Annotated in this window: 22 protein-coding genes; 11 read left to right on the top strand and 11 right to left on the bottom strand. The window is 64.4% G+C overall.

From position 1 onward, the window contains the following. Window positions 1-65 precede the first annotated feature (65 nt). A complete protein-coding gene (locus MU516_RS01280) occupies window positions 66-1,016 on the top strand; it encodes an L-threonylcarbamoyladenylate synthase (protein WP_260275400.1) in 951 nt (316 codons plus the stop codon). Between the two features lie 100 nt (window positions 1,017-1,116). Here MU516_RS01280 and MU516_RS01275 read toward each other — a convergent pair whose 3' ends face one another. Next, the gene (locus MU516_RS01275; RefSeq protein WP_260275399.1) at window positions 1,117-2,544 is read right to left on the bottom strand and encodes a Glu/Leu/Phe/Val family dehydrogenase; all 1,428 of its coding nucleotides are present in this window, start codon (window positions 2,542-2,544) and stop codon (window positions 1,117-1,119) included. Window positions 2,545-2,838: 294 nt separating this feature from the next. On the opposite strand from MU516_RS01275, the gene MU516_RS01270 reads away from it, so the two are divergent. From MU516_RS01270 to MU516_RS01255, 4 genes are all read left to right on the top strand, one after another. Then, entirely contained in the window at window positions 2,839-3,489 is a 651-nt protein-coding gene (locus MU516_RS01270; protein WP_260275398.1) for a TetR/AcrR family transcriptional regulator, read from the top strand. Between the two features lie 142 nt (window positions 3,490-3,631). After that, on the top strand, window positions 3,632-3,982 hold the full coding sequence (locus tag MU516_RS01265) for a hypothetical protein (RefSeq protein WP_260275397.1): 351 nt from the start codon (window positions 3,632-3,634) through the stop codon (window positions 3,980-3,982). A gap of 5 nt (window positions 3,983-3,987) precedes the next feature. Beyond that, on the top strand, window positions 3,988-4,272 hold the full coding sequence (locus MU516_RS01260; protein WP_260275396.1) for an I78 family peptidase inhibitor: 285 nt from the start codon (window positions 3,988-3,990) through the stop codon (window positions 4,270-4,272). 128 nt (window positions 4,273-4,400) lie between these two features. Then, on the top strand, window positions 4,401-4,733 hold the full coding sequence (locus MU516_RS01255) for a DUF2794 domain-containing protein (protein ID WP_260275726.1): 333 nt from the start codon (window positions 4,401-4,403) through the stop codon (window positions 4,731-4,733). A gap of 19 nt (window positions 4,734-4,752) precedes the next feature. Here the strand turns inward: MU516_RS01255 and MU516_RS01250 are convergent, their stop codons facing one another. From MU516_RS01250 to argH, 4 genes are read right to left on the bottom strand one after another with little or no spacing between them, the layout of a single operon-like run. Then, window positions 4,753-7,308 carry a DUF4175 domain-containing protein gene (locus MU516_RS01250; protein WP_425606788.1) on the bottom strand — a complete coding sequence of 852 codons (2,556 nt, stop codon included), beginning with the start codon at window positions 7,306-7,308 and terminating at the stop codon, window positions 4,753-4,755. Further along, window positions 7,299-8,564 (bottom strand): diaminopimelate decarboxylase, encoded by a 1,266-nt coding sequence (lysA, locus tag MU516_RS01245; RefSeq protein WP_260275393.1) that lies wholly within the window; start codon window positions 8,562-8,564, stop codon window positions 7,299-7,301. Before lysA ends, MU516_RS01250 begins: the two co-directional genes overlap by 10 nt. Next, the gene (locus tag MU516_RS01240; protein ID WP_260275392.1) at window positions 8,565-8,714 is read right to left on the bottom strand and encodes a lipoprotein; all 150 of its coding nucleotides are present in this window, start codon (window positions 8,712-8,714) and stop codon (window positions 8,565-8,567) included. Continuing rightward, a complete protein-coding gene (argH, locus tag MU516_RS01235) occupies window positions 8,711-10,117 on the bottom strand; it encodes an argininosuccinate lyase (RefSeq protein ID WP_260275391.1) in 1,407 nt (468 codons plus the stop codon). The genes MU516_RS01240 and argH overlap by 4 nt, the downstream gene beginning before the upstream one ends. 23 nt (window positions 10,118-10,140) lie before the next feature. Here argH and MU516_RS01230 point away from each other — a divergent pair, with 23 nt between their 5' ends. Further along, window positions 10,141-10,689 (top strand): TlpA disulfide reductase family protein, encoded by a 549-nt coding sequence (locus MU516_RS01230; protein WP_260275390.1) that lies wholly within the window; start codon window positions 10,141-10,143, stop codon window positions 10,687-10,689. Here the strand turns inward: MU516_RS01230 and MU516_RS01225 are convergent. Next, on the bottom strand, window positions 10,664-11,239 hold the full coding sequence (locus MU516_RS01225) for a DNA-3-methyladenine glycosylase I (protein WP_260275389.1): 576 nt from the start codon (window positions 11,237-11,239) through the stop codon (window positions 10,664-10,666). The genes MU516_RS01230 and MU516_RS01225 overlap by 26 nt on opposite strands. Window positions 11,240-11,326: 87 nt before the next feature. Here MU516_RS01225 and MU516_RS01220 point away from each other — a divergent pair, with 87 nt between their 5' ends. From MU516_RS01220 to phbB, 3 genes are all read left to right on the top strand, one after another. Beyond that, window positions 11,327-12,154, top strand: a complete 828-nt coding sequence (locus MU516_RS01220) for an EAL domain-containing protein (protein ID WP_260275388.1) — start codon at window positions 11,327-11,329, stop codon at window positions 12,152-12,154. A 234-nt stretch (window positions 12,155-12,388) separates the two neighbouring features. Beyond that, window positions 12,389-13,561 (top strand): acetyl-CoA C-acetyltransferase, encoded by a 1,173-nt coding sequence (locus MU516_RS01215; protein WP_260275387.1) that lies wholly within the window; start codon window positions 12,389-12,391, stop codon window positions 13,559-13,561. A gap of 90 nt (window positions 13,562-13,651) precedes the next feature. Further along, on the top strand, window positions 13,652-14,374 hold the full coding sequence (phbB, locus tag MU516_RS01210) for a beta-ketoacyl-ACP reductase (RefSeq protein WP_260275386.1): 723 nt from the start codon (window positions 13,652-13,654) through the stop codon (window positions 14,372-14,374). A gap of 74 nt (window positions 14,375-14,448) precedes the next feature. On the opposite strand, the gene MU516_RS01205 is transcribed toward phbB, so the two are convergent. Genes MU516_RS01205 through MU516_RS01195 form a run of 3 tightly spaced genes read right to left on the bottom strand, consistent with a single transcriptional unit; the run spans window position 14,449 to window position 15,633 of the window. Continuing rightward, window positions 14,449-14,613, bottom strand: a complete 165-nt coding sequence (locus MU516_RS01205) for a YdcH family protein (RefSeq protein ID WP_209054986.1) — start codon at window positions 14,611-14,613, stop codon at window positions 14,449-14,451. A 59-nt stretch (window positions 14,614-14,672) separates the two neighbouring features. After that, window positions 14,673-15,431 (bottom strand): tRNA1(Val) (adenine(37)-N6)-methyltransferase, encoded by a 759-nt coding sequence (locus tag MU516_RS01200; protein WP_260275385.1) that lies wholly within the window; start codon window positions 15,429-15,431, stop codon window positions 14,673-14,675. After that, on the bottom strand, window positions 15,424-15,633 hold the full coding sequence (locus tag MU516_RS01195) for a putative signal transducing protein (protein ID WP_260275384.1): 210 nt from the start codon (window positions 15,631-15,633) through the stop codon (window positions 15,424-15,426). The genes MU516_RS01200 and MU516_RS01195 overlap by 8 nt, the downstream gene beginning before the upstream one ends. Before the next feature lie 76 nt (window positions 15,634-15,709). Here MU516_RS01195 and MU516_RS01190 point away from each other — a divergent pair, with 76 nt between their 5' ends. Next, a complete protein-coding gene (locus MU516_RS01190) occupies window positions 15,710-16,711 on the top strand; it encodes a polyprenyl synthetase family protein (RefSeq protein ID WP_260275383.1) in 1,002 nt (333 codons plus the stop codon). A 107-nt stretch (window positions 16,712-16,818) separates the two neighbouring features. On the opposite strand, the gene MU516_RS01185 is transcribed toward MU516_RS01190, so the two are convergent. Further along, window positions 16,819-18,156 (bottom strand): ammonium transporter, encoded by a 1,338-nt coding sequence (locus tag MU516_RS01185; RefSeq protein WP_260275382.1) that lies wholly within the window; start codon window positions 18,154-18,156, stop codon window positions 16,819-16,821. 422 nt (window positions 18,157-18,578) lie between these two features. Here MU516_RS01185 and MU516_RS01180 point away from each other — a divergent pair, with 422 nt between their 5' ends. Beyond that, on the top strand, window positions 18,579-20,888 hold the full coding sequence (locus tag MU516_RS01180; RefSeq protein ID WP_260275381.1) for a transglycosylase domain-containing protein: 2,310 nt from the start codon (window positions 18,579-18,581) through the stop codon (window positions 20,886-20,888). Between the two features lie 66 nt (window positions 20,889-20,954). Here the strand turns inward: MU516_RS01180 and MU516_RS01175 are convergent, their stop codons facing one another. Next, window positions 20,955-21,410 (bottom strand): YtoQ family protein, encoded by a 456-nt coding sequence (locus tag MU516_RS01175; RefSeq protein WP_209054739.1) that lies wholly within the window; start codon window positions 21,408-21,410, stop codon window positions 20,955-20,957. Window positions 21,411-21,419 lie beyond the last annotated feature (9 nt).

Here is a 21,419-nt window from a genome sequence, read left to right as displayed (position 1 = left end):
TCAGACTGTCTCGACCGCATCTTAGGTTCACGCGGCCAAGTCTCAACCGAAACCCGGCGTCACGGATGAAGACCGAAAGACTGACCCCCGATCCCTACGGCATCGCGCGCGCGGCAGAATTGCTGGCCGCGGGTCAGACCGTCGCCATGCCGACCGAAACGGTTTACGGGCTTGCGGGCGATGCCCGCAATGGCCGCGCGGTCGCGCGCATCTTCGAGGCAAAGGGGCGTCCGGGCTTCAACCCGCTGATCGTGCATGTGCCCGACCTTGCGGCGGCGCGGGACATTGCAAGGTTCGGCGACGAGGCGCTGATCCTGGCGCAGACCTTCTGGCCCGGTGCGCTGACCCTGGTGCTGGATCTGCACGCGACATCTGACATCGCGCCGCTGGTCACGGCCGGGCTGAACACCGTGGGCATCCGCCTGCCCGATCATCCCGCCGCCCGCGCCCTGCTGAGCCGGTTCGGCGGACCGCTGGCCGCGCCTTCGGCCAATGTCTCGGGGCGGGTCAGCCCGACCAGCGCCGTTCATGTCCTGGACCCCGACGGCGGGCTGGCCGGACGGATCGCCGCAGTCCTGGACGCAGGCCCTTGCCCCGTCGGGGTGGAATCGACGATCGTCGGCTGGCCGAACGGCCGCGCCACGTTGCTGCGCCCCGGTGGCATTCCCGCCGAAGCCATCGAGGCTGCAATCGGCCACAAGCTGATCGCGCCTTCCATCGATCCGGATCGCCCCAGTGCGCCAGGCCAGCTGACCAGCCACTATGCCCCGAACGTGGCGCTGAGGCTGAACGCCGCGGCGCCACGCCCGGACGAGACCTTTATCGCCTTCGGTGCGCCCGGACGCTTCAGCCTGTCCCGGCATGGCGACCTGACCGAAGCGGCGGCGAACCTTTTCGACACCTTGCGCCGCGCAGATCGCGAAGGTCGGCCGATCGCAGTCGCGCCGGTTCCGGAACACGGGTTGGGCGCGGCGATCAACGACCGCCTGCGCCGCGCGGCGGCGCCGCGCGACTGATCGCGACGGATCCCACGGGAAGCGGAAAATGCCGAAGCCGGACCCATCGAAGGTCCGGCTTCGGCGGCGGAGGCAAGCCTCCGCCCCGCTTACGGCATACTTACAGGCCCAGAGACCCGTAAACGTTCGAGATCCGGCGAATCGCGACCACGTAGGCCGCGGTCCGCATGTCTTCGACCCGCGGATTGGCCATCCAGACTTCTTTCATCTTGCCGAACGCCTCGCGCATGGTGTCGTCCAGACCCGACCGCACCAGATCCAGCTCGTCCGCACCATGCAGGAAGGCTTCCTTGAAGCCCTTGGCCAGCTCGAAATTCGTGCCGGTATCGGCCGAGATCCGTTCCAGTTCCTCGATCAGCATCCGGGCACGCGCCTCTTCGTGGCGGCGTTCAAGACGGCCAAGACTGATCTGCGACAGGTTCTTGACCCATTCGAAATAGGACACCGTCACACCGCCGGCATTGGCATACATGTCGGGAATGATCACCACGCCCTTGCGCTTCAGGATGTCATCGGCATCCGCCGTCACCGGACCGTTCGCGGCCTCGATGATAAGCTTGCACTTGATCCGTTCGGCATTGTCCGAATGGATCACGCTTTCGACGGCGGCGGGAATCAGGATGTCGCATTCATCCTCGAGGCGGGCCAGCCCCTCCTCGTGATAATCGCCGCCCGCGAAGCCGCGGACCCCGCCGGTCGCGACAATATGGCCGCGCAGCGCGTCGATATTGATGCCCTGCGGATTGGTGATCGCCCCGTCGCGTTCGATCACGCAGGTGATCAGCGACTTGTCCTCGGCCGACAGGAACTGTGCGGCATGGTAGCCCACATTGCCCAGGCCCTGAACGATCACCCGCTTGCCGGCCAAGGTGCCTTCCAGCCCGGCCTTCTTCATCACGTCATCATGCCGGAAGAATTCGCGCAGCGCGTATTGCACGCCGCGGCCCGTGGCCTCGACCCGCCCGTCGATCCCGCCGGCCGTGCGGGGCTTGCCGGTCACGCAGGCCTTGGCGTTGATGTCATCGGGATGCAGACGTTTATAGGCATCGGCCATCCACGCCATTTCCCGCTCGCCGGTGCCCATATCGGGTGCCGGCACGTTCTGCGACGGCGAAATCAGGTTGCGCCGCGACAGTTCATAGGTGAAACGGCGGGTGACCTTTTCAAGTTCGTCCTCGTTCCAGGCACGCGGATCGATGCACAGCCCGCCCTTGGATCCGCCGAACGGCACCTCGACCAGCGCGCATTTGAAGGTCATCAGCGAGGCCAGCGCCTCGACCTCGTCCTGGCTGACATCCAGAGAATAGCGGATGCCGCCCTTGACCGGCTCCATATGTTCGGAGTGGACCGAGCGATAGCCGGTGAAGGTGTGGATCTCTCCGCGCAGCCGGACGCCGAAGCGGACCGTGTAGGTCGAATTGCAGACCCGGATCTTTTCTTCCAGGCCGGGCGGCAGTTCCATCAACCCCGCCGCATGTGTGAACATTCGCTCGACCGAGCCCCGGAACGACTGGTTCGGGTTCGCCATTGCAGTCTCCTCGCCTTATAAGTGGCGTTGATTCGCCACACCCCAAGGCGAAGCTAGGACAATTGTCGCAGATGATCCACGTTGCGTGGCTGTACAAGGAAGTGCATTTTCAGCAGTCGGACAGCCTGATCGACAGGTCTGAAGAAAGGGGAAAAACAACTTTCAGAACACCTACATACGCCTGCATTCATCAAGATTTTTGAAACCAAACCGCTCGTTTCGGCCTTTTTATACAGGCGCGTCATTTTTCTATGGGCGCGTTGCCGCATACTTTCGACTTACAGGGACATTTTAATGACCAAGAAACAAACACCGAACAAGGGACGCAAATTCGAACAGGTCCGCGAGGGCGCGAAGTCAATTTTCCTGCGGGACGGTTATTGCGGGGCAAGCGTCGATGACATCGCCGCCGCCGCCCGTGTGTCCAAGGCGACTCTTTACAGCTATTTCCCCGACAAGGCATTGATGTATCGCGAGGTGCTACATCACGAGATCGGCAGGCTGCGGGACGTCAGCCCCATCGACATTCCAGACGATGAGCCCGCGCCACAGGCGTTGCAACGGATGGCGCAGCAAATCGCCGCTTGGCTGGCATCGGACGACATCGTGAGGCTGCGTCGCGCCGGGATCGCCGAGGCCAATCGCTTTGGCGAGCAATCGCGTCAGCTTCACGCGGTGCTTTCCGACGGACTGCGCGAAGCCGCGCGACGGCACCTGGACTGCTGGATCATGGCCGGCCATCTGACGATAAAAGACAGTTCCATGGCCGCCGAACATCTGATCCGGCTGGCCGGTGCATTCGTGCAGGATCGTGCCCTTCTAACCCCTGACGACCCTGCGGATGAGGAGGCGATCCGTCAGGCTGGCGACGCCGCGGCATCCATGTTCATCGCCGCCTACGGCATTTGCACGAACAAGCCTGTCTCGCTTGCAGCGGCAAGCTGACCGCGACAGCGCCGCGACATCACGCGGTTGATGCAAACGTGATTCCGCGCTCGGGTTCTCAACCGGGTGCGGACGCCGTATGATATGGAGTCACAAACGATACAGCCTCGGACACACGAGGCAAACGAGGGACGCAGTCACTATGAGAACAACAACCCTCCTGTCGCTGGCCGTGATCGGCACCGCATTGGCAGGTTGCGCCCCGGCGCCCGCTCCGCTGCCGACACCGGCACCCGTCACGGCGCCGGCGCCAGTGCCACCTGTGCCGGCCGAGGGCATCGCCGGGCTGGAAGAGCGCGAACCGGATCTGTGCCACGCCAAGGACTACGTCGCCAATCTGGGTCAGCCGGGCACGGTGATCCCGACGCTTGGCATCACCCGCGAATATCGCGTGGTCGAGTATCGCGGCATCGAGCCTCAGGAATACAATCCTCAGCGGATTGTGTTCCGGCTGGACGCCTCGGGCAATATATACAACATCGATTGCGGATGACGATCATGCACAGAAATTCCTTTCTTGTCGGCCTGGCTGTGATCGCGGCTGTGGCCGCCTGCGAACCGGTGCCCCAGGAAGTCGCGGACCAGCCGGCCGAGGACAGCTGCGGCGCCGAAGGATATCAGGGTCTTCTTGGGCAACCGCGCGAGGTGGCGAACCAGATGACCTTCCCGGCCGGAACGCGGATCATCGGTCCCGAAGACGCCGTTACGGCGGATTTCCGGCCGGATCGGCTGAACATCGAATACGGCCGCACCGGACGGATCGACAAGATCAGCTGCTACTAGGCAGATCCGGACCGACTCGAGCGCCCGGCGCGTTCTGCACCGGACGGATGCCCTGACGGGCGCGGCATCGACCGCGCCCGTTTTTTTGCATTGCTTTGCGTAGGGGCCAATGTCACCATTCCGACATGATGAACGCATCGACGCCCCTTCACGCCGACCCGGACCGAGTGGTGTTCGACCGGCGCGAACTGGGCGCGATCATGTCGGTTTACGGTCAGTTCGTCGCCGCGGGCGAATGGCGCGATTATGCAATGTCGTTCTTGCGTGAGGTCGCAGTGTTCAGCGTGTTTCGCCGCGCGACCGAACATCCGCTGTACCGCATCGAGAAACGCCCAAGGCTGCGCGCGTCGCAGGGGGCCTATGCCGTGATCGGCATGGACGGACGCATCCTGAAGCGCGGACACGACCTGCCACAGGTGCTGAAGGTGCTTGAACGCAAGCTGATCCGCGCCGTCGATTGATCAGGCCAGGTGCCGCCGGTCAGAACCGCTCCAGCAACCGGTCCAGATAGTCGCGCTCGTCCTGCGGACGGTCGCGCTGGCCGCTGCGCCGCCGGATCTCGTCCAGCAGGTCACGTGCGCGCTTGGCCGGGTCGATGCCTTCGGCCAGGGGGTCGCCCATGGTGATCATGTTGCCGTTGCCATCGGTCTGCCGACCCAGAGGATCCAGCATCGGGCGGCGATCGCTGCCCATCCCGTCTTGGGCGGCCTGGCCCTGTTCACCGCCGGGCTGCTGGCCTTCCTGACCGTCTTGTCCCTGCTGCTGGCCGTCACCTGCCCGGCGTCGTTCCTGTTGGCCCATCATGTCCGACAACGACCGCATGCCTTCGCGCATTGATTCGATCGCGTCGGCCTGACGCTGCAAAGCGCCGCCGGTATCACCGTCGCGCAGTGCCTGTTCGGCGTCCTCCATCGCGCGACCGGCCTCGTCCAGCTGCTGCCGCGCGCGGTCGCCCTGTTCGGAACCCTGCCCCGGCAGCATGCCGCGCTGCTGGCCCAGCTCTTCGCGCAGTCCGCGCTGGCGTTCCGCCAGATCGCCGGCGTTCTCGGAAGGCTGGCCCATCTGGCCCTGTCCGAACTGTTCCTGCATGTCACGGAACGCCTCGTCCGACAGGCGCTGCTGTTCGCGCAGCGTGTCGGCCAGCCGGTTCATCTGCTGGTTGCCCTGGCTGCCCTGCTGGCCTTCCCCGCCCTGGCCTTGCGTGACCTGCAAATTCTCCATCATGCGGTTGAACTGTTCCAGCAATTGCTGGGCCTCGGCCATCCGACCCTCGTTCATCAGGCGCTGAATCTCGTCCATCATCTGCTGAATCTGGTCGCCGGTGATGCTCTGGCCCTGCTGGTTCTGGGCAAAGCGGTCAGCGGGATCCTGCTGCCCCTGTTCGGCCAGCATGCTGGTATAGGCATCGGTGGCCTCTTTCAGCTCGTCCATCAGGCGCTGGATTTCGTCGGGGCTGGCCCCGTTCCGGATCGCCTCGGACAGTTTTTCCTGCGCCTGTCTCATGCGTTCCAGCGCGTTCGACAGCCCGCCGTCCTCCAGCAGGATCGCGGCCTTCCACAGGGCTTCGGCCAGCTTGTCGCGCGCCTCTTCGGTCAATGCGCCCGACTCGAGCTGCCGGACAGCACCGCGAAGTTGCAGATACAGCGTCTGATCGATGAAGCCGTCGGGCTGCCATGTGATCGCGCGCAGGATTTCGGCGCTGCGGCGGGCGTTCTGACGCGACCACAGCAGATCTCGTCGCATCTCGATCAGCGCCGCGGCGCGCGGCTCGAAAAAACGCCTGCCGGGCAGGACCGTGTCGAAAGGTTCGGATCGACCGGTCTGATCGATGCCGTCCACCGCCTCCAGCGTCAGCGTGACGGGAAGATTCGCCCACGGGTGGCGGGCCAGATCCTCGACAAGCTGACCGGTGACCTCGCGCCGGTCGCCACCACGCGGCAAGGGCAGGGTCAATTCGACGGGATCGCGCGGCTCGGGCTGGGTCTTCAGGCCGAACTGCCGGTCCACCGAGGCCAGATCCAGCGTGATCCGCGCCTGCCCGGAGGTGATGCCGTTGTCATCTTCGGCCTCGAATTCCTGGACCATCCGACCGTCGGCGCGCCTGGTGGGCGCGGCACCTGCGCGGATCAACGGCGGGCGGTCGGGCAGAACCGTGACCTCGAACAGCCTGTCACCGATCTCGATCCGGCCCGACCGTTCGGCCCGAAATCCCGGCGCCCGCGCGTCGTCGCTGACGACGCCGCCAATGTCCTGTTCGACCGAAGCCCCGTCGCCATAAAGACGAAATGTCACCGCGCTGCCCTTCGGCAGTTCCAGAGTTTGCCCCTCGGCCAGTGCGTTCAGGTAGATTGTCGGGCGGCGCGTGTAGGCAGGCGGTTCGGCCCACCCCTCCCAGCTTGGCCCGGACGCGACAGTCCCACCGGTCAGCGGCCGACCGACCGTCGCCGCGATAGCCTCGACACCCTGTCCCATCTGTGCCGCACCGCCAAAGATCAGCGCCATGACCAGTGCGACCAGCGAGACCAGCCGCAACGCGAACGGATCGCGCCGCGCAAGACCGGCATCGGGGCGGACTGCCCTTGCATCCCGGCTGCGCGCCTGCATCTGCGCCAGATGTGCGCGCCACAGCGCACCTTCGCCACCCAGTGCAGCGTGGTCACCCAAGGCTGTCAGGGGCCTGCCCGGCAGGGTTCTGTCAAGCCGCTCGACGGCCTCGATCTCGCGCACCCTGCGATAGCGAAGCCCGCCCCGCACGGCCGTCGCGATCACCAGGATCAGCGCCAGCCCGGCCAGCCATGGCAGGGCCGCAGGCGGTACTGCCAGCACGCCCCCAAGGGCGAATGCCGCGAATAAAAGACACAGCACCGCCCCCAGCGGCCAGAACGCCCGCGCGCCCCGTTCCCAGGTCATTCCCCAACGGGTCAGACGAAGCGCGCGCGTCAGACGCGTGTTCTTCCTTGTCCAGATATTCTCTTCGGGCCGGGGAATGACTTGCCCCGGCTGCGACCTCGGATCCTTGCGTCCTGTCAAAGCCATTCCGGGATGGTATCCCGGGACAGCATTTCCTCAAATGTCGGTCGCGCCCGGATGACGGCGAAGTGATCGTCCTTGACCAGCACCTCGGGCACCAGCGGGCGCGAATTGTATTCGGACGCCATCACCGCGCCATAAGCGCCGGCTGACCGGAACGCCACCAGATCACCGGCGGACAGGGCGGGAAGCTGCGTGCCCTTCTGGAACGTATCGCCCGATTCGCAGACCGGCCCCACGACATCGAAGGGACGCACCTCGGCGCCCGGCGCGGATTCGGACACCGGGACGATGTCGTGATGCGCACCGTACATGGCGGGGCGCAGCAGGTCGTTCATCGCGGCATCGACGATCAGGAAGTCGCGGCCCTCGCCCTCTTTCAGATAGATCACCTGCGCAAGCAGGATGCCCGCATTGCCGACGATATTGCGCCCCGGCTCGATCTCGATCTCGCATCCCAGGTCGCCGACCGCGTCGCGGATCACCTGTCCGTATTCAAGCGGCAGAGGCGGGGCATTGTTGTCACGGCGATACGGAATGCCCAGACCGCCGCCCAGATCCAGACGCGTGATGTCATGGCCATCCGCCCGCAGCGCCCGGGTCAGATCTGCCACCTTGGCATAGGCCATGCGATAGGGGTCCAGATCGGTCAGCTGACTGCCGATATGGACGTCGACGCCAACGACGCGCAGCCCCGGCAGCGCCGCAGCCTCGGCATAGACGGCCCGTGCCTTGGCGATGGGGATGCCGAACTTGTTGTCGGATTTGCCCGTGGCGATCTTTTCGTGCGTCTTCGCATCCACGTCCGGATTCACCCGGATCGCCACCGGCACCTCGACGCCCATCGACGCCGCCAGCGCGGACAGTGCCCGCATCTCGGGTTCGCTTTCGATGTTGAACTGCCGGATGCCGCCTTCGATGGCCTGACGCATCTCGGGGATGGTCTTGCCGACGCCGGAAAACACGATCCGGTCGCCCGGCACGCCCGCCGCCCTGGCGCGGGCGTATTCGCCGCCGGAAACAACATCCATCCCGGCGCCCATATCCCCCATCAGCTTCAGGACGGCCAGGTTCGAATTGGCCTTGACCGCGAAGCAGACCAGATGCGGGGTCCAGTCCAGCGCCTGTCGGAACAGGCCGAAATGCCGGGTCAGCGTGGCGGTCGAATAGACGTAGACCGGGGTGCCGACCTCTGCCGCGATCCGCGACAGGGCCACATCCTCGGCGTGCAATTCGCCATCGTGATAGTTGAAATGATCCACTTACAGCTCCGAGACGACACCCACGGTGGCGTGCCCCGAGATCGACACGCCAGATTTCGGCGGCGACTTGGGCGCGGTTGGCCGTTCCGGCGGGCCATCGACACCGCAGGCCGTCAAGGCCAGCACCGCAATCAGGATCAGTCGCATCATGCCAGTTTCTCCTTCCAGCGCGAAATCTGTGCGCGCACCTGATCGGGCGCGGTGCCACCATAGCTTTGCCGGGACGCGACCGAGTTGTGGACACCGAGAACCGAATAGACGGACTGGTTAATGGCGGGATTGACCGATTGCATCTCGGCCAGCGACAGCTCGTCGAGGTCGCATCCTTTTCTCTCGGCCAGCGCGACCAGCGCGCCGGTGGCGTGATGGGCCTCGCGGAACGGCAGACCCGCCTCGCGCACCAGCCAGTCGGCCAGGTCCGTCGCGGTCGAGAACCCTGCCGAGGCCGCAGCCTCCATCCGGTCCTTGTTCGCCGTCAGATCCGCCAGCATCCCGGCCATCGCCGCCAGGGCAAGCAGCACGTTGTCGGCGGCATCGAAGACCTGTTCCTTGTCTTCCTGCATGTCCTTGGAATAGGCCAAGGGCAGCCCCTTCATGACCGTGAACAGCGCGACGGTAGCGCCAAGGATGCGCCCGATCTTGGCGCGGATCAGTTCGGCCGCGTCGGGGTTGCGCTTTTGCGGCATGATCGATGACCCGGTGGACCACTTGTCCGACATCGACACGAACCGGAACTGCGCCGAGGACCAGATCACCAGCTCTTCCGACAGGCGCGACAGGTGGACCGCGCAGATCGACGCCGCAGACAGGAATTCCAGCGCGAAATCACGATCGCTGACGGCATCCAGACTGTTGGCCATCGGGCGGTCGAAATCCAGTGCCTTCGCCGTCGCCTCGCGGTCGATCGGATAGCCCGTGCCCGCCAGCGCGGCCGCACCCAGCGGCGATTCGTTCATACGGGCACGCGCATCGCGGAATCGCCCAAGATCGCGGCCGAACATCTCGACATAGGCCATCATGTGATGGCCCCAGGTGACCGGCTGCGCGGTCTGCAGATGGGTAAAGCCCGGCATTACCCAATCCGCTCCGGCCTCTGCCTGCGTCAGCGCCGCGCGGATCACGCCCTCAAGCCCCGAAATCGCCGCGTCGCACTGATCGCGCACCCACAGCCGGAAATCGGTGGCCACCTGATCGTTGCGCGACCGGCCTGTATGTAGCCTTCCCGCCGGTTCGCCGATGATGTCCTTCAGCCGCGCCTCGACATTCATGTGGATGTCTTCCAGCGCCGCGCTGAACGGAAAATCGCCCGCCTCGATCTCTGACAAGACCGTGAGAAGCCCTTCCCCGATCGCGTTTGCATCGCTATCGCTGATGATGCCTTGTGCCGCCAACATGGCGGCATGGGCCCGGCTGCCCCGGATATCCTGGGCGTAAAGCCGCCGGTCGAAGCCGATCGAGGCATTGATGGCCTCCATGATCGCGTCGGGCCCGGCTGCGAAGCGTCCGCCCCACATGCTGTTGGCGGCGTCCTTGGTCTGGGGCCGGTCGGTCATTAGGTTCGTCCTTCGGAGGTCACATGCTGCGTTCTGTCCTGCTTTATACGGCGCTGGTTATCGGTGCAAACACCGCCTTTTCGGGCGAGGTGGACTGGCAGGCCGCACATGATGCCGGTCTGGCCAAGCTGGTCCCGTCAGAAAACGCACCCGCGATCTCCCAGACCGAATTCACCGACCCGGATGGCGGCACCCACATGCTGTCCGACTGGCAGGGCAAGGTCGCGCTGGTGAATTTCTGGGCGACCTGGTGCGCGCCCTGCCGCGAGGAAATGCCGTCGCTCGATGCGCTGCAATCCGAGCTGGGCGGCGATGATTTTCAGGTCGTGACCATCGCCACTGGCCGCAACGCACCCGCCAAGATCGACGAATTCTTCGAAGAGACTGGGGTGAAGAACTTGCCGGTTCTGCTGGACCCGAAACAGCAGCTTGCGCGCAGCATGGGGGTGGTGGGCCTTCCGGTCAGCGTGCTGATCGACCGCGACGGCAACGAAGTTGCACGGCTTCTGGGCGACGCCGACTGGTCAAGCGACGCCGCCAAGCAGGTCATCCGTCAGCTGACTGCCGACTGACCTGGGCGTGGCGCGGACAACCGGTCATGTGATCGTTGACCATGCCCGTGGCCTGCATGAACGCATACACGATCACCGGGCCGCAGAAATTGAAGCCGCGTTTCTTCAGGGCCTTCGACATCGCAGTTGATTCGGGTGTCGCCGCGGGCACTTCGGCCATGCTGGAAAAACGGTTCTGGATCGGCTGGCCGCCGACAAAGGACCACAGCCACGGGGAAAAACCTTCCTTTTCCTCGATGTCCAGGAAAAGCTGCGCGCCCTTGACGGTTGCCGCGATCTTGCCCCGATGCCGGATGATTCCCGGGTTCTGCAGGGCGCGCTGGATCCTGGCCTCGTCCCAGGTCGCGACCCGCTCGGGGTCGAACCCGTCGAATTCCTGGCGAAAATTGTCGCGCTTGCGCAGGATCGTGATCCAGCTAAGACCCGCCTGGAACCCGTCCAGCACCAGCTTTTCCCACAAGGCGCGGGGGTCGCATTCCGGAACTCCCCATTCCTCATCGTGATAGGCGACATAGAGCGGATCAGTTCCACACCAGCTGCATCGCGTCATCTGCCGTTAACCTCGAGTCCAGAATTTCCTGCGGATTTACGCGAAATTAGGGGATCATGCGCAAAGTGCAACAAGACCCTACCTTGGATGAGGCCCGATGTGAGCAACGGCACACCCCCCAAAGGCTCGCCGCTGGACTATGCCATCGACCAGCAAAGCCGGATCACCCTGCCCGCCGTGCGCGCGGCGGTGGAAAAGGGCAATGGCGTCCTGGCCTTTCAACCCATCGTGCAGGCGCAGCGCACCGAACGCGCCGCGTTCTATGAAGGGCTGATCCGGATCATCGACGATTCGGGCCGGATCGTGCCGCTGAAGGATTTCATGCCGGTGGCGGAGAGCACCGAACTTGGCCGCCAGATCGACTGCCTGTCGCTGTCACTGGGTTTGCAGGCCCTGACCGAAGACCCGTCGCTGCGACTTTCCATCAACATGTCTGCACGCTCGATCGGCTATCCCGACTGGATCCGCACGCTGCGCGACGGGATTACCGACGATCCGCATGTCGGCGAAAGACTGATCCTCGAGATCACCGAAAGCTCGGCGATGGGCATGCCCGACCAGGTGCGCAACTTCATGGCCGAAGTGCAGCGGCTTGGAATTTCGCTGGCACTGGACGATTTCGGGGCGGGATATACATCGTTTCGGTATCTGCGCGATTTCTGCTTCGACATGATCAAGATCGACGGACAGTTCATCCGCGAAATCGCCGAACATCCCGACAATCAGGTCCTGACCCGCGCGCTGATGTCGATTGCCCATCACTTCGACATGTTCACCGTCGCGGAGTCGGTCGAGACCGCAGACGACGCCAGTTTCCTGATTGAAAACGGGATCGACTGTCTTCAGGGCTTCTATTTCGGCGCCCCGACGATCGCCCCGCCCTGGAAGTCGCCCCCCTCGGTCGCACGCCGCTGACCGAGCTCACGACGTGGCTCGCGCAGCGCCGTTCAGACAAGGCGGCGCCCGCCCCGGCAAGCCGGACCAGCATGCAGGCGGGCAGGAAAGACCACGCCTGTACCGCGGCCCGGGTGGGCGCAAAGCCCCGCCGCGAGCTGCATCATCGGTCGTGATCGGCTTGACGCGACGGCACGAACCCGCATCCTGACATCGATTCGCCGAAGTTTCGGCGTCGATGGTAAGGAGCTCGCCATGACCAAAGCCGTAATCGTTTCCGCCGCCCGCACCCCGGTCGGCAGTTTTCTTGGATCGTTTGCCAATGTGCCCGCCCATGACCTTGGCGCCGCGGTGCTGAAAGAGGTGGTTGCCCGCGCGGGCGTCGATCCGGCCGAAATCAGCGAGACCATTCTGGGCCAGGTGCTGACTGGCGCCCAGGGCCAGAACCCTGCCCGTCAGGCCCATATCAATGCCGGATTGCCGCAGGAATCCGCCGCCTGGCTGATCAACCAGGTCTGCGGGTCGGGGTTGCGCGCCGTCGCGCTGGCCGCGCAGCAGGTCATTCTGGGCGATGCAAAGATCGTGCTGGCCGGAGGGCAGGAAAGCATGTCCCTGGCGCCGCACGCCGCCTATCTTCGCGCCGGCCAGAAGATGGGCGACATGAAGATGATCGACACAATGATTCGTGACGGTTTGTGGGACGCGTTCAACAATTACCACATGGGCCAGACGGCCGAGAACGTGGCCGAGAAATGGTCGATCAGCCGCGACCAGCAGGACGAATTCGCCGTCGCCAGCCAGAACAAGGCCGAGGCGGCGCAAAAGGAAGGCCGTTTTGACGATGAAATCGTCGCCTACACGGTCAAGACCCGCAAGGGCGACATCGTCGTGGACAAGGACGAATATATCCGCCACGGCGCGACACTGGATGCGATGCAGAAGCTGAAACCGGCCTTTGCCAAGGAAGGCTCGGTCACCGCCGCCAACGCCTCGGGGCTGAATGACGGCGCGGCGGCCGTAATGGTCATGACCGAGGAAGAGGCATCGCGCCGCGGACTGACGCCGCTGGCCCGCATCGCGTCCTATGCGACCGCTGGTCTGGACCCGGCGATCATGGGCACCGGCCCGATCCCGGCCAGCCGCAAGGCACTGGAAAAGGCCGGCTGGAGCGTCGGTGACCTGGACCTGGTCGAGGCGAACGAGGCTTTTGCCGCACAGGCCTGCGCTGTGAACAAGGACATGGGCTGGGACCCGTCCATCGTGAACGTGAATGGCGGCGCCATTGCCATCGGCCATCCGATCGGGGCGTCGGGCTGCCGCGTGCTGAACACGCTTCTGTTCGAAATGAAGCGCCGCGACGCCAAGAAGGGCCTGGCCACGCTGTGCATCGGTGGCGGCATGGGCGTCGCGCTGTGCGTCGAACGTTGAACCATCCACATGGACGCGCAATGATCTTGCGCGTCCAGCATCTGATCAGTAACAAGATTGCCTGAATACCATTTCCGGAAGGGGGGAAACATGTCGAAGGTTGCATTGGTCACAGGAGGTTCGCGCGGAATCGGCGCGGCTATTTCCAAGGCGCTGAAAGACGCGGGCTATACCGTTGCCGCGAACTATGCCGGCAATGACGAAGCCGCGAAGGCCTTCACCGACGAAACCGGCATCAAGACCTACAAATGGTCGGTCGCCGATTACGACGCCTGCGCTGCTGGCATCAAGCAGGTCGAGGATGAACTTGGCCCGATCGCGGTCCTGGTCAACAATGCCGGGATCACCCGCGATGCGCCGTTCCACAAGATGACGCCGCAGCAGTGGAAGGAAGTCATCGACACCAACCTCAGCGGCATCTTCAACATGACCCATCCGCTGTGGCCGGGTCTGCGCGATCGCAAGTTCGGCCGCATCATCAATATCAGCTCGATCAACGGCCAGAAGGGGCAGTTCGCGCAGGCCAACTATTCGGCCGCCAAGGCGGGTGATCTGGGCTTTACCAAGGCCCTGGCGCAGGAAGGCGCGCGCAACAACATCACCGTCAATGCGATCTGCCCCGGCTATATCGCGACCGAAATGGTGATGGCGGTGCCCGAGAAGGTGCGCGAATCCATCATCGCGCAGATCCCCGTCGGGCGCCTGGGCGAACCCGAGGAAATCGCCCGCGCCGTGGTTTTCCTGGCGTCGGACGACGCGGGGTTCGTGACCGGATCCACCATCAGCGCGAATGGCGGGCAGTATTTCGCCTGATCCCGCGGCCTGAAACAAAGACGGCCCGCGCGGATCGCGCGGGCCTTTTTGCAAACAGTTCACCGTTCAACGGATCAGTGGGACAGCCGGGTGATTTCTTCCTTGATGCGAAGCTTCTCGCGCTTCATCGCAGAAATTTCCAAATCGCTTGCTCCCGGACTTTTCTGCGCCTTTTCAACGGCTTCCGAAAGAGCATTGTGCTTCCTGCGCAGCTCCTCGACATGGGAAGTAACCGACATCGCGTCCTCCTCTGTGGTTGTGTCGAACAAGACAATTGCAGCACAGCTTTTCGATTCTGTCACGAGACTTTCGTAAACAGCGCCGTGATCGGCTCACCCCGGCGAAGCACCGCTTGCGCGGCATGCGTCAGATCCTCGGCGTCGGTATTGTGCCGCGCCGCACCATGCATCACGAAGGGCGCCAGCAGCCGCAGCGGCGCCCTCCCCCCCTTGCGCGCGGTCAGCAGAATGCGCCCGGCCTCTCGCCCCTCGCGTGCCGCGATCGGCAGGACAGTGATCGCCCCGGCACGGCCGGACAACGCGCAGATGACCGAATCCAGTCGGTCGGCGCGCTGGATCAGGCTCAGAGTGCCGCCGGGCAACAGCCGCCGCAGTCCGGCATCGATCCAACCTTCAAGTGGCGTGTGTTCCTGCCGCGCGATCGCGCGGCCCGGATCGAGGGCGGCGGTGCCCCCCTGAAAAAAGGGCGGATTGGCGATCACATGATCGAAGCTTGCATCGCGCACGCCCGAGGGCGGCGACGTCAGATCGCCGGTCACCACGCTGAAGGGGATGTTGTTGGTTGCGGCATTGTGCCGCGCCAGATCGGCATAGTCCGGCTGGATCTCGATCCCCGTCAGGCGCAGATCCCGCACCCGCCACCCCAGGCACAGGCTGGCCACGCCCACGCCGCAGCCCAGTTCCAGAACGGCCTGTCCGGCCCGCGCCGGGCAAGCCGCGGCAAGCATCACCGCATCCGCGCCCGCGCGATAGCCGCGCGTCGGCTGTACGATGCGCAATCGCCCGTCCAGAAAGCCGTCTTCCCGGGTCTCAGTCATCCAGTCCCGCGTCGCGCAGAATGGCGCGCGCCATGAATTCGTCGCGATCCGCGACCATCACCCGGCGCGGCAAAATCCCGATGGAACCCTCAAGGACACTCATGTGCTGGTCCATCTCGAAGGCGGGAATCCCTTCGCTGTCCAGCAGGTCAAGGACGCGCGAGATGCGGACGGGGTCGGTGCTGCGCAAAAGCTCTTTCATGATGAAACAGGTAAGGGGCGGTTGCGAATTTGTCGATGGCGTGGCAATGCGTTGGCCTGCATAACGGGGTGTGGGCATGGGTGTGCAAGAAGACGTCCAGAAACCGCTGGATCGGTTGTCAGAGGCTTTGGCGGCCGAAATGGAGGCCGTGAACGCACTGATCCGCGCACGCATGGCCAGCCGCCACGCCCCCCGCATCCCCGAAGTCACGGCGCATCTGGTAGAAGCCGGGGGCAAACGGCTGCGCCCGATGCTGACCTTGGCGGCGGCCAGACTCGCCGGGTATGACGGTCCCTATCACGTTCATCTGGCCGCGACGGTCGAATTCATCCATACCGCCACGCTGCTGCATGACGACGTGGTCGACGAAAGTCGCCAGCGCCGCGGACGGCCGACGGCGAACCTGCTGTGGGACAACAAATCCTCGGTTCTGGTCGGCGACTACCTGTTTGCACGCAGTTTCCAGCTGATGGTCGAACCGGGCAATATGCGCACGCTGGAAATCCTTGCGAATGCCAGCGCGACGATCGCCGAAGGCGAGGTGCTGCAACTGACCGCAGCGCAGGATCTGCGAACCGACGAGGACGTGTATCTGCAGGTGATCCGCGGCAAGACCGCTGCGCTGTTCTCGGCCGCGACCGAGGTCGGCGGCGTGATCGCAGGCGCCCCCGAGGCGCAGGTTCAGGCGCTGCATGATTACGGTGACGCGCTGGGGATCGCGTTCCAGATCGTGGACGACCTTCTTGATTATGGCGGCGCGACGCAGACCATCGGCAAGAATGTCGGCGACGATTTCCGCGAACGAAAGCTGACCCTGCCGGTAATCAAGGCGGTGGCCCTGGCCGACGCGGATGAACGCGCCTTTTGGGTCCGGACCATCGAGAAGGGTGATCAGCGCGAGGGCGATCTTGAACACGCCCTGCAACTGCTGGCACGCCATGGCGCGATGCAGGCCGCGCGCGAAGACGCATTGGACTGGGCCGCGCGCGCAAGGGATGCATTGACGCCGCTGCCCGACCATCCGATCCGCGACATGCTGTCCGATCTGGCCGATTTCGTCGTCAGCCGCGTCGCCTGACCAGCACCGCCCGCACAGATCCTGCTGGTTTCGACTTTGCCCCCTTCGGTACCGAAAGGGCGGACCGCTTGCGCGGCCCGCCCTCTCTCCGGGAAGAGACCCTGAGTTTATTTTGCCTGGACGAAGTCGGGATAGGCTTCCATCCCCATCTCCGAGATATCCAGCCCGGTGATCTCGGCCTCGCGGTCCACGCGAATGCCCATCGTCGCCTTCAGGATCAGCCAAATCACCAGGCTGACGACGAAGGTGAAGGCCCCGATTGCGACCACGCCGATGATCTGCGTGACGAAGCTGGTGTCCGGGTTGGTGGCAGGAACGATGATGGTGCCCCAGACGCCCGCCACAAGGTGGACCGGGATCGCACCGACGACATCGTCGATCTTGAACTTGTCCAGCATCGGAACCACGAACACCGCGATCGCACCGCCCACACCGCCGATCAGCAAGGCCGCGAAGATCGAGGGCGTCAGGGGTTCGGCGGTGATCGACACCAGACCGGCCAGCGCCCCGTTCAGGACCATCGTCAGGTCGATCTTGCCATACAGCAGTTGCGTGGTGATGACCGCGGCAATGGCACCGGCCGAGGCGGCCATGTTCGTGTTCACGAAGATCCGGCTGACATCGGCCGCGTCATTGACCGACCCGATGGCCAATTGCGAGGCACCGTTGAAGCCGAACCAGCCCAGCCACAGGATGAACGTCCCGAGCGTGGCCAGGGCAAGGTTCGAACCCGGCATCGGTTGCAACCTGCCGTCCGGACGATACTTGCCGTAACGCGCGCCCAGCACGATTGCCCCCGCCAGCGCCGCGAAGCCGCCCGTGGCATGAACCAGCGTCGATCCGGCGAAGTCCGAGAAGCCCATCTCGGACAAGAAGCCGCCGCCCCACTGCCAGCTGGCCTCGATCGGGTAGATGACCCCGGTCAGGATGACGGTGAAGATCATGAACGGCCACAGCTTCACGCGCTCGGCCAGCGTGCCGGAGACGATCGAGGCGGTCGTCGCACAGAACATCAGCTGGAAGAAGAAGTCCGATCCGGCGGAATAGCCGTCATCCGCGACACCCGTGCCGACCGCATCGATGCCCTTGGGACTGAAGATCTCGCCGATGATTCCCGGCACGGTCCAGTCGGACGGATACATCAGGTTATAGCCGATGACCCAGTACATGATGCCCGCGATCGCGAACAGAGAGATGTTCTTGAACAGCTGCGTGGTGACGTTCTTCGACCGGACCAGCCCCGCCTCCAGCATGGCAAAGCCTGCGGCCATCCACATCACCAGGAAGCCGCCGATCAGGAACAGCAGCGTGTTGAAGATATAGGCCACATCGGCGCTGACGGCCGGGGCGGCGGCGGGGTCGGGCGTGGCGGCGGCATCCTGCGCGATGGCGGGCAGCGCAGTCAGCACAAGGGCCGCGACCAGTCCGGGGATCATCTTTTTCATCAGTCGTCACCTGTCTTCTGGTGGAGCGACCGCCAGGAGGGCCGCTTACTCTGGCTTTGATCCCCAGTTAGCCCCCATCTGCACAAGAGATGGGCGGCGCGCCGCATCGCAGAAACAGAATCTGCCCTAAAAACAGTCAGAATGTCATCGAACTGCACGAAGTGTCGGCAGGTCGCGGGCGCACGGGCACAGCCTTTGGCAGAACCAAGGGCCCGTCATGCATCAGCAAGGCGTATCAGGTATGCCGCCAAACGAATCCCGGAAGGGCGTGGCCCAGCACCGCCGGATCGCCGGAACGGGCAGTATTGTTTCGCCGAAATCACGGATTGGTCAGGTCAATTCCCTCACCCCGATTATTGCTGTATGCTGTCGCGCAATTTGGCCGTAACAACCGGCCCGGCAGAGACGCAGGCACCCTACGCATGAAACGACCCACTGGCACCCCGAAACGCACGGGACGCAGTCCCGTTGCCGACAAGCGCGGTTTATCGAAGCCTTCCGACGGCAAGAAAACCGGCGTCAAAAGGCACAGCACGCGCCCCAAACGGCGCGGGAATGCCGTGGTGCGCGCGATCACCGGCACGGTCAGCCTGATCTGGCGGATCATCTGGGGGTCGGTCTGGCGGCTGACCATGGTCGTGCTGCTGATCATCGGCGCGGCATCGGCCTATTACTACACCGGCCTGCCCGAGCCAGAGGATCTGTTCGACGCACGCGCACGCGGCAGCGTCACCATGCTGGACCACGAGGGCCGGGTCTTTGCCTGGCGCGGCGAGACATTCGGCACCGTCACCAGCGACAAGATCGCCCCGGTGCTACGTCAGGCCGTGGTCGCGACCGAAGACCGGCGATTCTTCAGCCATCTGGGCGTCAGCCCGCGCGGCATCGCCGGCGCGATCAGGATCAACCTTGCCGAGGGCCGCGGCCCGCTGGAAGGCAATGGCGGTTCGACCATCACCCAGCAGGTCGCCAAGCTTCTGTGCCTTGGCGAGACCTTCGATCCGATCCGCTGGAAGAACGAGGCCGAATTCGAGGCCGACTGCCGCGTCGGCAGCCTGTGGCGCAAAGTCAAGGAAGTGCCGTTCGCGCTGGCGCTGGAAGCCAAGTATTCCAAGGACGACATTCTCAACATCTACATGAACCGGTCCTATCTGGGTGCCGGGGCGCGCGGGTTCGAAGCCGCCAGCCAGCGTTATTTCAACAAGCCGGCCACCGATGTGACGCCGGCCGAAGCCGCGATGCTGGCCGGTCTGCTGAAAGCGCCCAGCTATTTCGCGCCGACCGCGAACCTGCAACGCAGCCAGGACCGCGCCAGCGTGATCCTGGGGCTGATGCACGAACAGGACTATCTGGATGATACCCAGTTCGCCGAGGCCAAGGCGAACCCCGCCGTGCTGTCGAGGGCCGCATCGGAACGCGCGGGCGGATATTTCGCGGATTGGGTGATGGAGACCGGTCCCGGCTTCCTGACCAGCGAGACGACCGAGGACGTGACCGTCAAGACCACCTTCGACCAGCGTATCCAGCGGGCAGCGGAACGGGCGGTCAAGCGGATCTTCGACGAGAAGGTGAAGGAAGGCAGCAAGGCGCAGGTCGCCGTCGTGGTCATGTCGGCCGACGGCGCCGTGCGCGCCATGATCGGCGGACGCGACACGACGGTGAATGGCGCATTCAACCGCGCGATCCAGGCCAAGCGGCAGACCGGCTCCAGCTTCAAGCCCTTCGTCTATGCGGCCTCGCTCGAGGCCGGGCATTCACCGTCCGACATCGTGCAGGACGGCCCGCTCACCATCCGGATGTCGGGGGGGCGGACGTGGTCGCCGCAGAACTATACGCGCCGCTTCTATGGCCCGGTCACGTTGACCGACGCGCTGAAACGGTCGCTGAACACGGCGACCATCAGGGTGCAGGAATCCGTCGGCCGTGACGCCGTGCGCCGCGTCGCGCATGATTTCGGGATCGTCAGCAACCTGACCAGCAGCCCCTCTCTTGGGCTTGGCGCGTCGGAAGCGACGTTGCTGGAACTGACCGGCGCCTACGCAGGGATCCGCAATGGCGGCACGTCGGTCGCGCCCTATGGCCTGGTCGAACTGAACATCAAGGGCGACGATCAGCCGCTGATGGGACAGATGGGCGGCATGGGTGCGCGGGTCATCAGCCAGCGCGCCGCCGGTCAGCTGATCTACATGATGCAGCAGGTGATCGCATCGGGCACCGGCACCCGCGCACAACTGGGTGATCGGCCCGCGGCGGGCAAGACCGGCACGACCAGCAGCTATCGCGACGCGTGGTTCGTGGGCTTTACCGAACAATACGTGACCGGCGTCTGGATGGGCTACGACGACAACACGCCGCTCAAGGGTGTAACGGGCGGTGGGCTGCCGGCCGAGATCTGGCAGGCCGTGATGAGCGAGATCCACGACGGTCTGCCGGTCCTGCCCCTGTCCACCGTCTCGCCCGACGGCAGCGGCATCATCATGTCGCAGGGTCAGGGAATGCCGAAGGTGGTTACGTCGGGGTCGGCCGATGATCCTTTGGCCGCGGCTCTGGCAGGCGTGATGAACGGTGTCGACAGCCAGCGCCGCGCGGCACAGAATGGCGGCGGACGTGTCATTACCGCCCCGACCGAGGTCGGCGGCAGCGGCGCGCCACAGACCCCTGGGTCCAGCAGCAGTGCCAGTTCGGATGACGCGCTAAGCCGCGCGCTGAACGGTATTCTGGGCGGAAACTGACGGCGCCAAGGCGCCTTGGCCGCGCATGGATGATGTCATCCGGCGCGGCCCGTTCCTTTGTCTGTGTCAGCCCGGCAGCGTGCCGCGCTCGACATAGGTCAGGATCTGCACCACCTGTTGGGGTGTCTCGGCAACCGCCAGCGCGGCGGCATCAACCTCTTTCAGGGCGTGCTGATGTTCGGGGCCGTGCAGCACGATGATGGATTTGCCAAGCGCGGCGGCCATGCCTGCATCGAACGCCGCGTTCCACTGCTTGTAGCGGTCACCGAAGCGCACCACGACGATATCGGCATCGGCGATGCCTTTCCGCGTCCGGATCGCGTTCAGCCTTGCGCCCTTGTTGTCGTGCCAGAACTTGTCGGGTTCGCCCCCCAGGATTCTGACCCCGCAATCATCCGAGGCATCGTGATCGGTCACAGGGGCCGAAAAGCGCATGTCCAATCCCGCCGCTTCGCAGCCCTGGATGATGTCGTCGCGCCAGCCGGTGTGGATCTCGCCCGAAAGATAGATCGATATCGTCATTGGTATCTC

The organism is Paracoccus maritimus (assembly GCF_025195095.1).
In the GTDB taxonomy this organism is placed as follows: domain Bacteria; phylum Pseudomonadota; class Alphaproteobacteria; order Rhodobacterales; family Rhodobacteraceae; genus Paracoccus; species Paracoccus maritimus.
Note: the sequence above shows the minus strand (reverse complement) of the source record. Positions and strands in the feature narration are given on the sequence as shown.

Bases quoted from the DNA above. Each gene is read 5' to 3' on its own strand.
- MU516_RS01280 (WP_260275400.1), top strand. From the start codon at position 66: ATGAAGACCGAAAGACTGACCCCCGATCCCTACGGCATCGCGCGCGCG.
- MU516_RS01275 (WP_260275399.1), bottom strand. From the start codon at position 2,544: ATGGCGAACCCGAACCAGTCGTTCCGGGGCTCGGTCGAGCGAATGTTC.
- MU516_RS01270 (WP_260275398.1), top strand. From the start codon at position 2,839: ATGACCAAGAAACAAACACCGAACAAGGGACGCAAATTCGAACAGGTC.
- MU516_RS01265 (WP_260275397.1), top strand. From the start codon at position 3,632: ATGAGAACAACAACCCTCCTGTCGCTGGCCGTGATCGGCACCGCATTG.
- MU516_RS01260 (WP_260275396.1), top strand. From the start codon at position 3,988: ATGCACAGAAATTCCTTTCTTGTCGGCCTGGCTGTGATCGCGGCTGTG.
- MU516_RS01255 (WP_260275726.1), top strand. From the start codon at position 4,401: ATGAACGCATCGACGCCCCTTCACGCCGACCCGGACCGAGTGGTGTTC.
- MU516_RS01250 (WP_425606788.1), bottom strand. From the start codon at position 7,308: ATGGCTTTGACAGGACGCAAGGATCCGAGGTCGCAGCCGGGGCAAGTC.
- MU516_RS01240 (WP_260275392.1), bottom strand. From the start codon at position 8,714: ATGATGCGACTGATCCTGATTGCGGTGCTGGCCTTGACGGCCTGCGGT.
- argH (WP_260275391.1), bottom strand. From the start codon at position 10,117: ATGACCGACCGGCCCCAGACCAAGGACGCCGCCAACAGCATGTGGGGC.
- MU516_RS01230 (WP_260275390.1), top strand. From the start codon at position 10,141: ATGCTGCGTTCTGTCCTGCTTTATACGGCGCTGGTTATCGGTGCAAAC.
- MU516_RS01225 (WP_260275389.1), bottom strand. From the start codon at position 11,239: ATGACGCGATGCAGCTGGTGTGGAACTGATCCGCTCTATGTCGCCTAT.
- MU516_RS01220 (WP_260275388.1), top strand. From the start codon at position 11,327: ATGAGGCCCGATGTGAGCAACGGCACACCCCCCAAAGGCTCGCCGCTG.
- MU516_RS01215 (WP_260275387.1), top strand. From the start codon at position 12,389: ATGACCAAAGCCGTAATCGTTTCCGCCGCCCGCACCCCGGTCGGCAGT.
- phbB (WP_260275386.1), top strand. From the start codon at position 13,652: ATGTCGAAGGTTGCATTGGTCACAGGAGGTTCGCGCGGAATCGGCGCG.
- MU516_RS01205 (WP_209054986.1), bottom strand. From the start codon at position 14,613: ATGTCGGTTACTTCCCATGTCGAGGAGCTGCGCAGGAAGCACAATGCT.
- MU516_RS01200 (WP_260275385.1), bottom strand. From the start codon at position 15,431: ATGACTGAGACCCGGGAAGACGGCTTTCTGGACGGGCGATTGCGCATC.
- MU516_RS01195 (WP_260275384.1), bottom strand. From the start codon at position 15,633: ATGAAAGAGCTTTTGCGCAGCACCGACCCCGTCCGCATCTCGCGCGTC.
- MU516_RS01190 (WP_260275383.1), top strand. From the start codon at position 15,710: ATGGGTGTGCAAGAAGACGTCCAGAAACCGCTGGATCGGTTGTCAGAG.
- MU516_RS01185 (WP_260275382.1), bottom strand. From the start codon at position 18,156: ATGAAAAAGATGATCCCCGGACTGGTCGCGGCCCTTGTGCTGACTGCG.
- MU516_RS01180 (WP_260275381.1), top strand. From the start codon at position 18,579: ATGAAACGACCCACTGGCACCCCGAAACGCACGGGACGCAGTCCCGTT.
- MU516_RS01175 (WP_209054739.1), bottom strand. From the start codon at position 21,410: ATGACGATATCGATCTATCTTTCGGGCGAGATCCACACCGGCTGGCGC.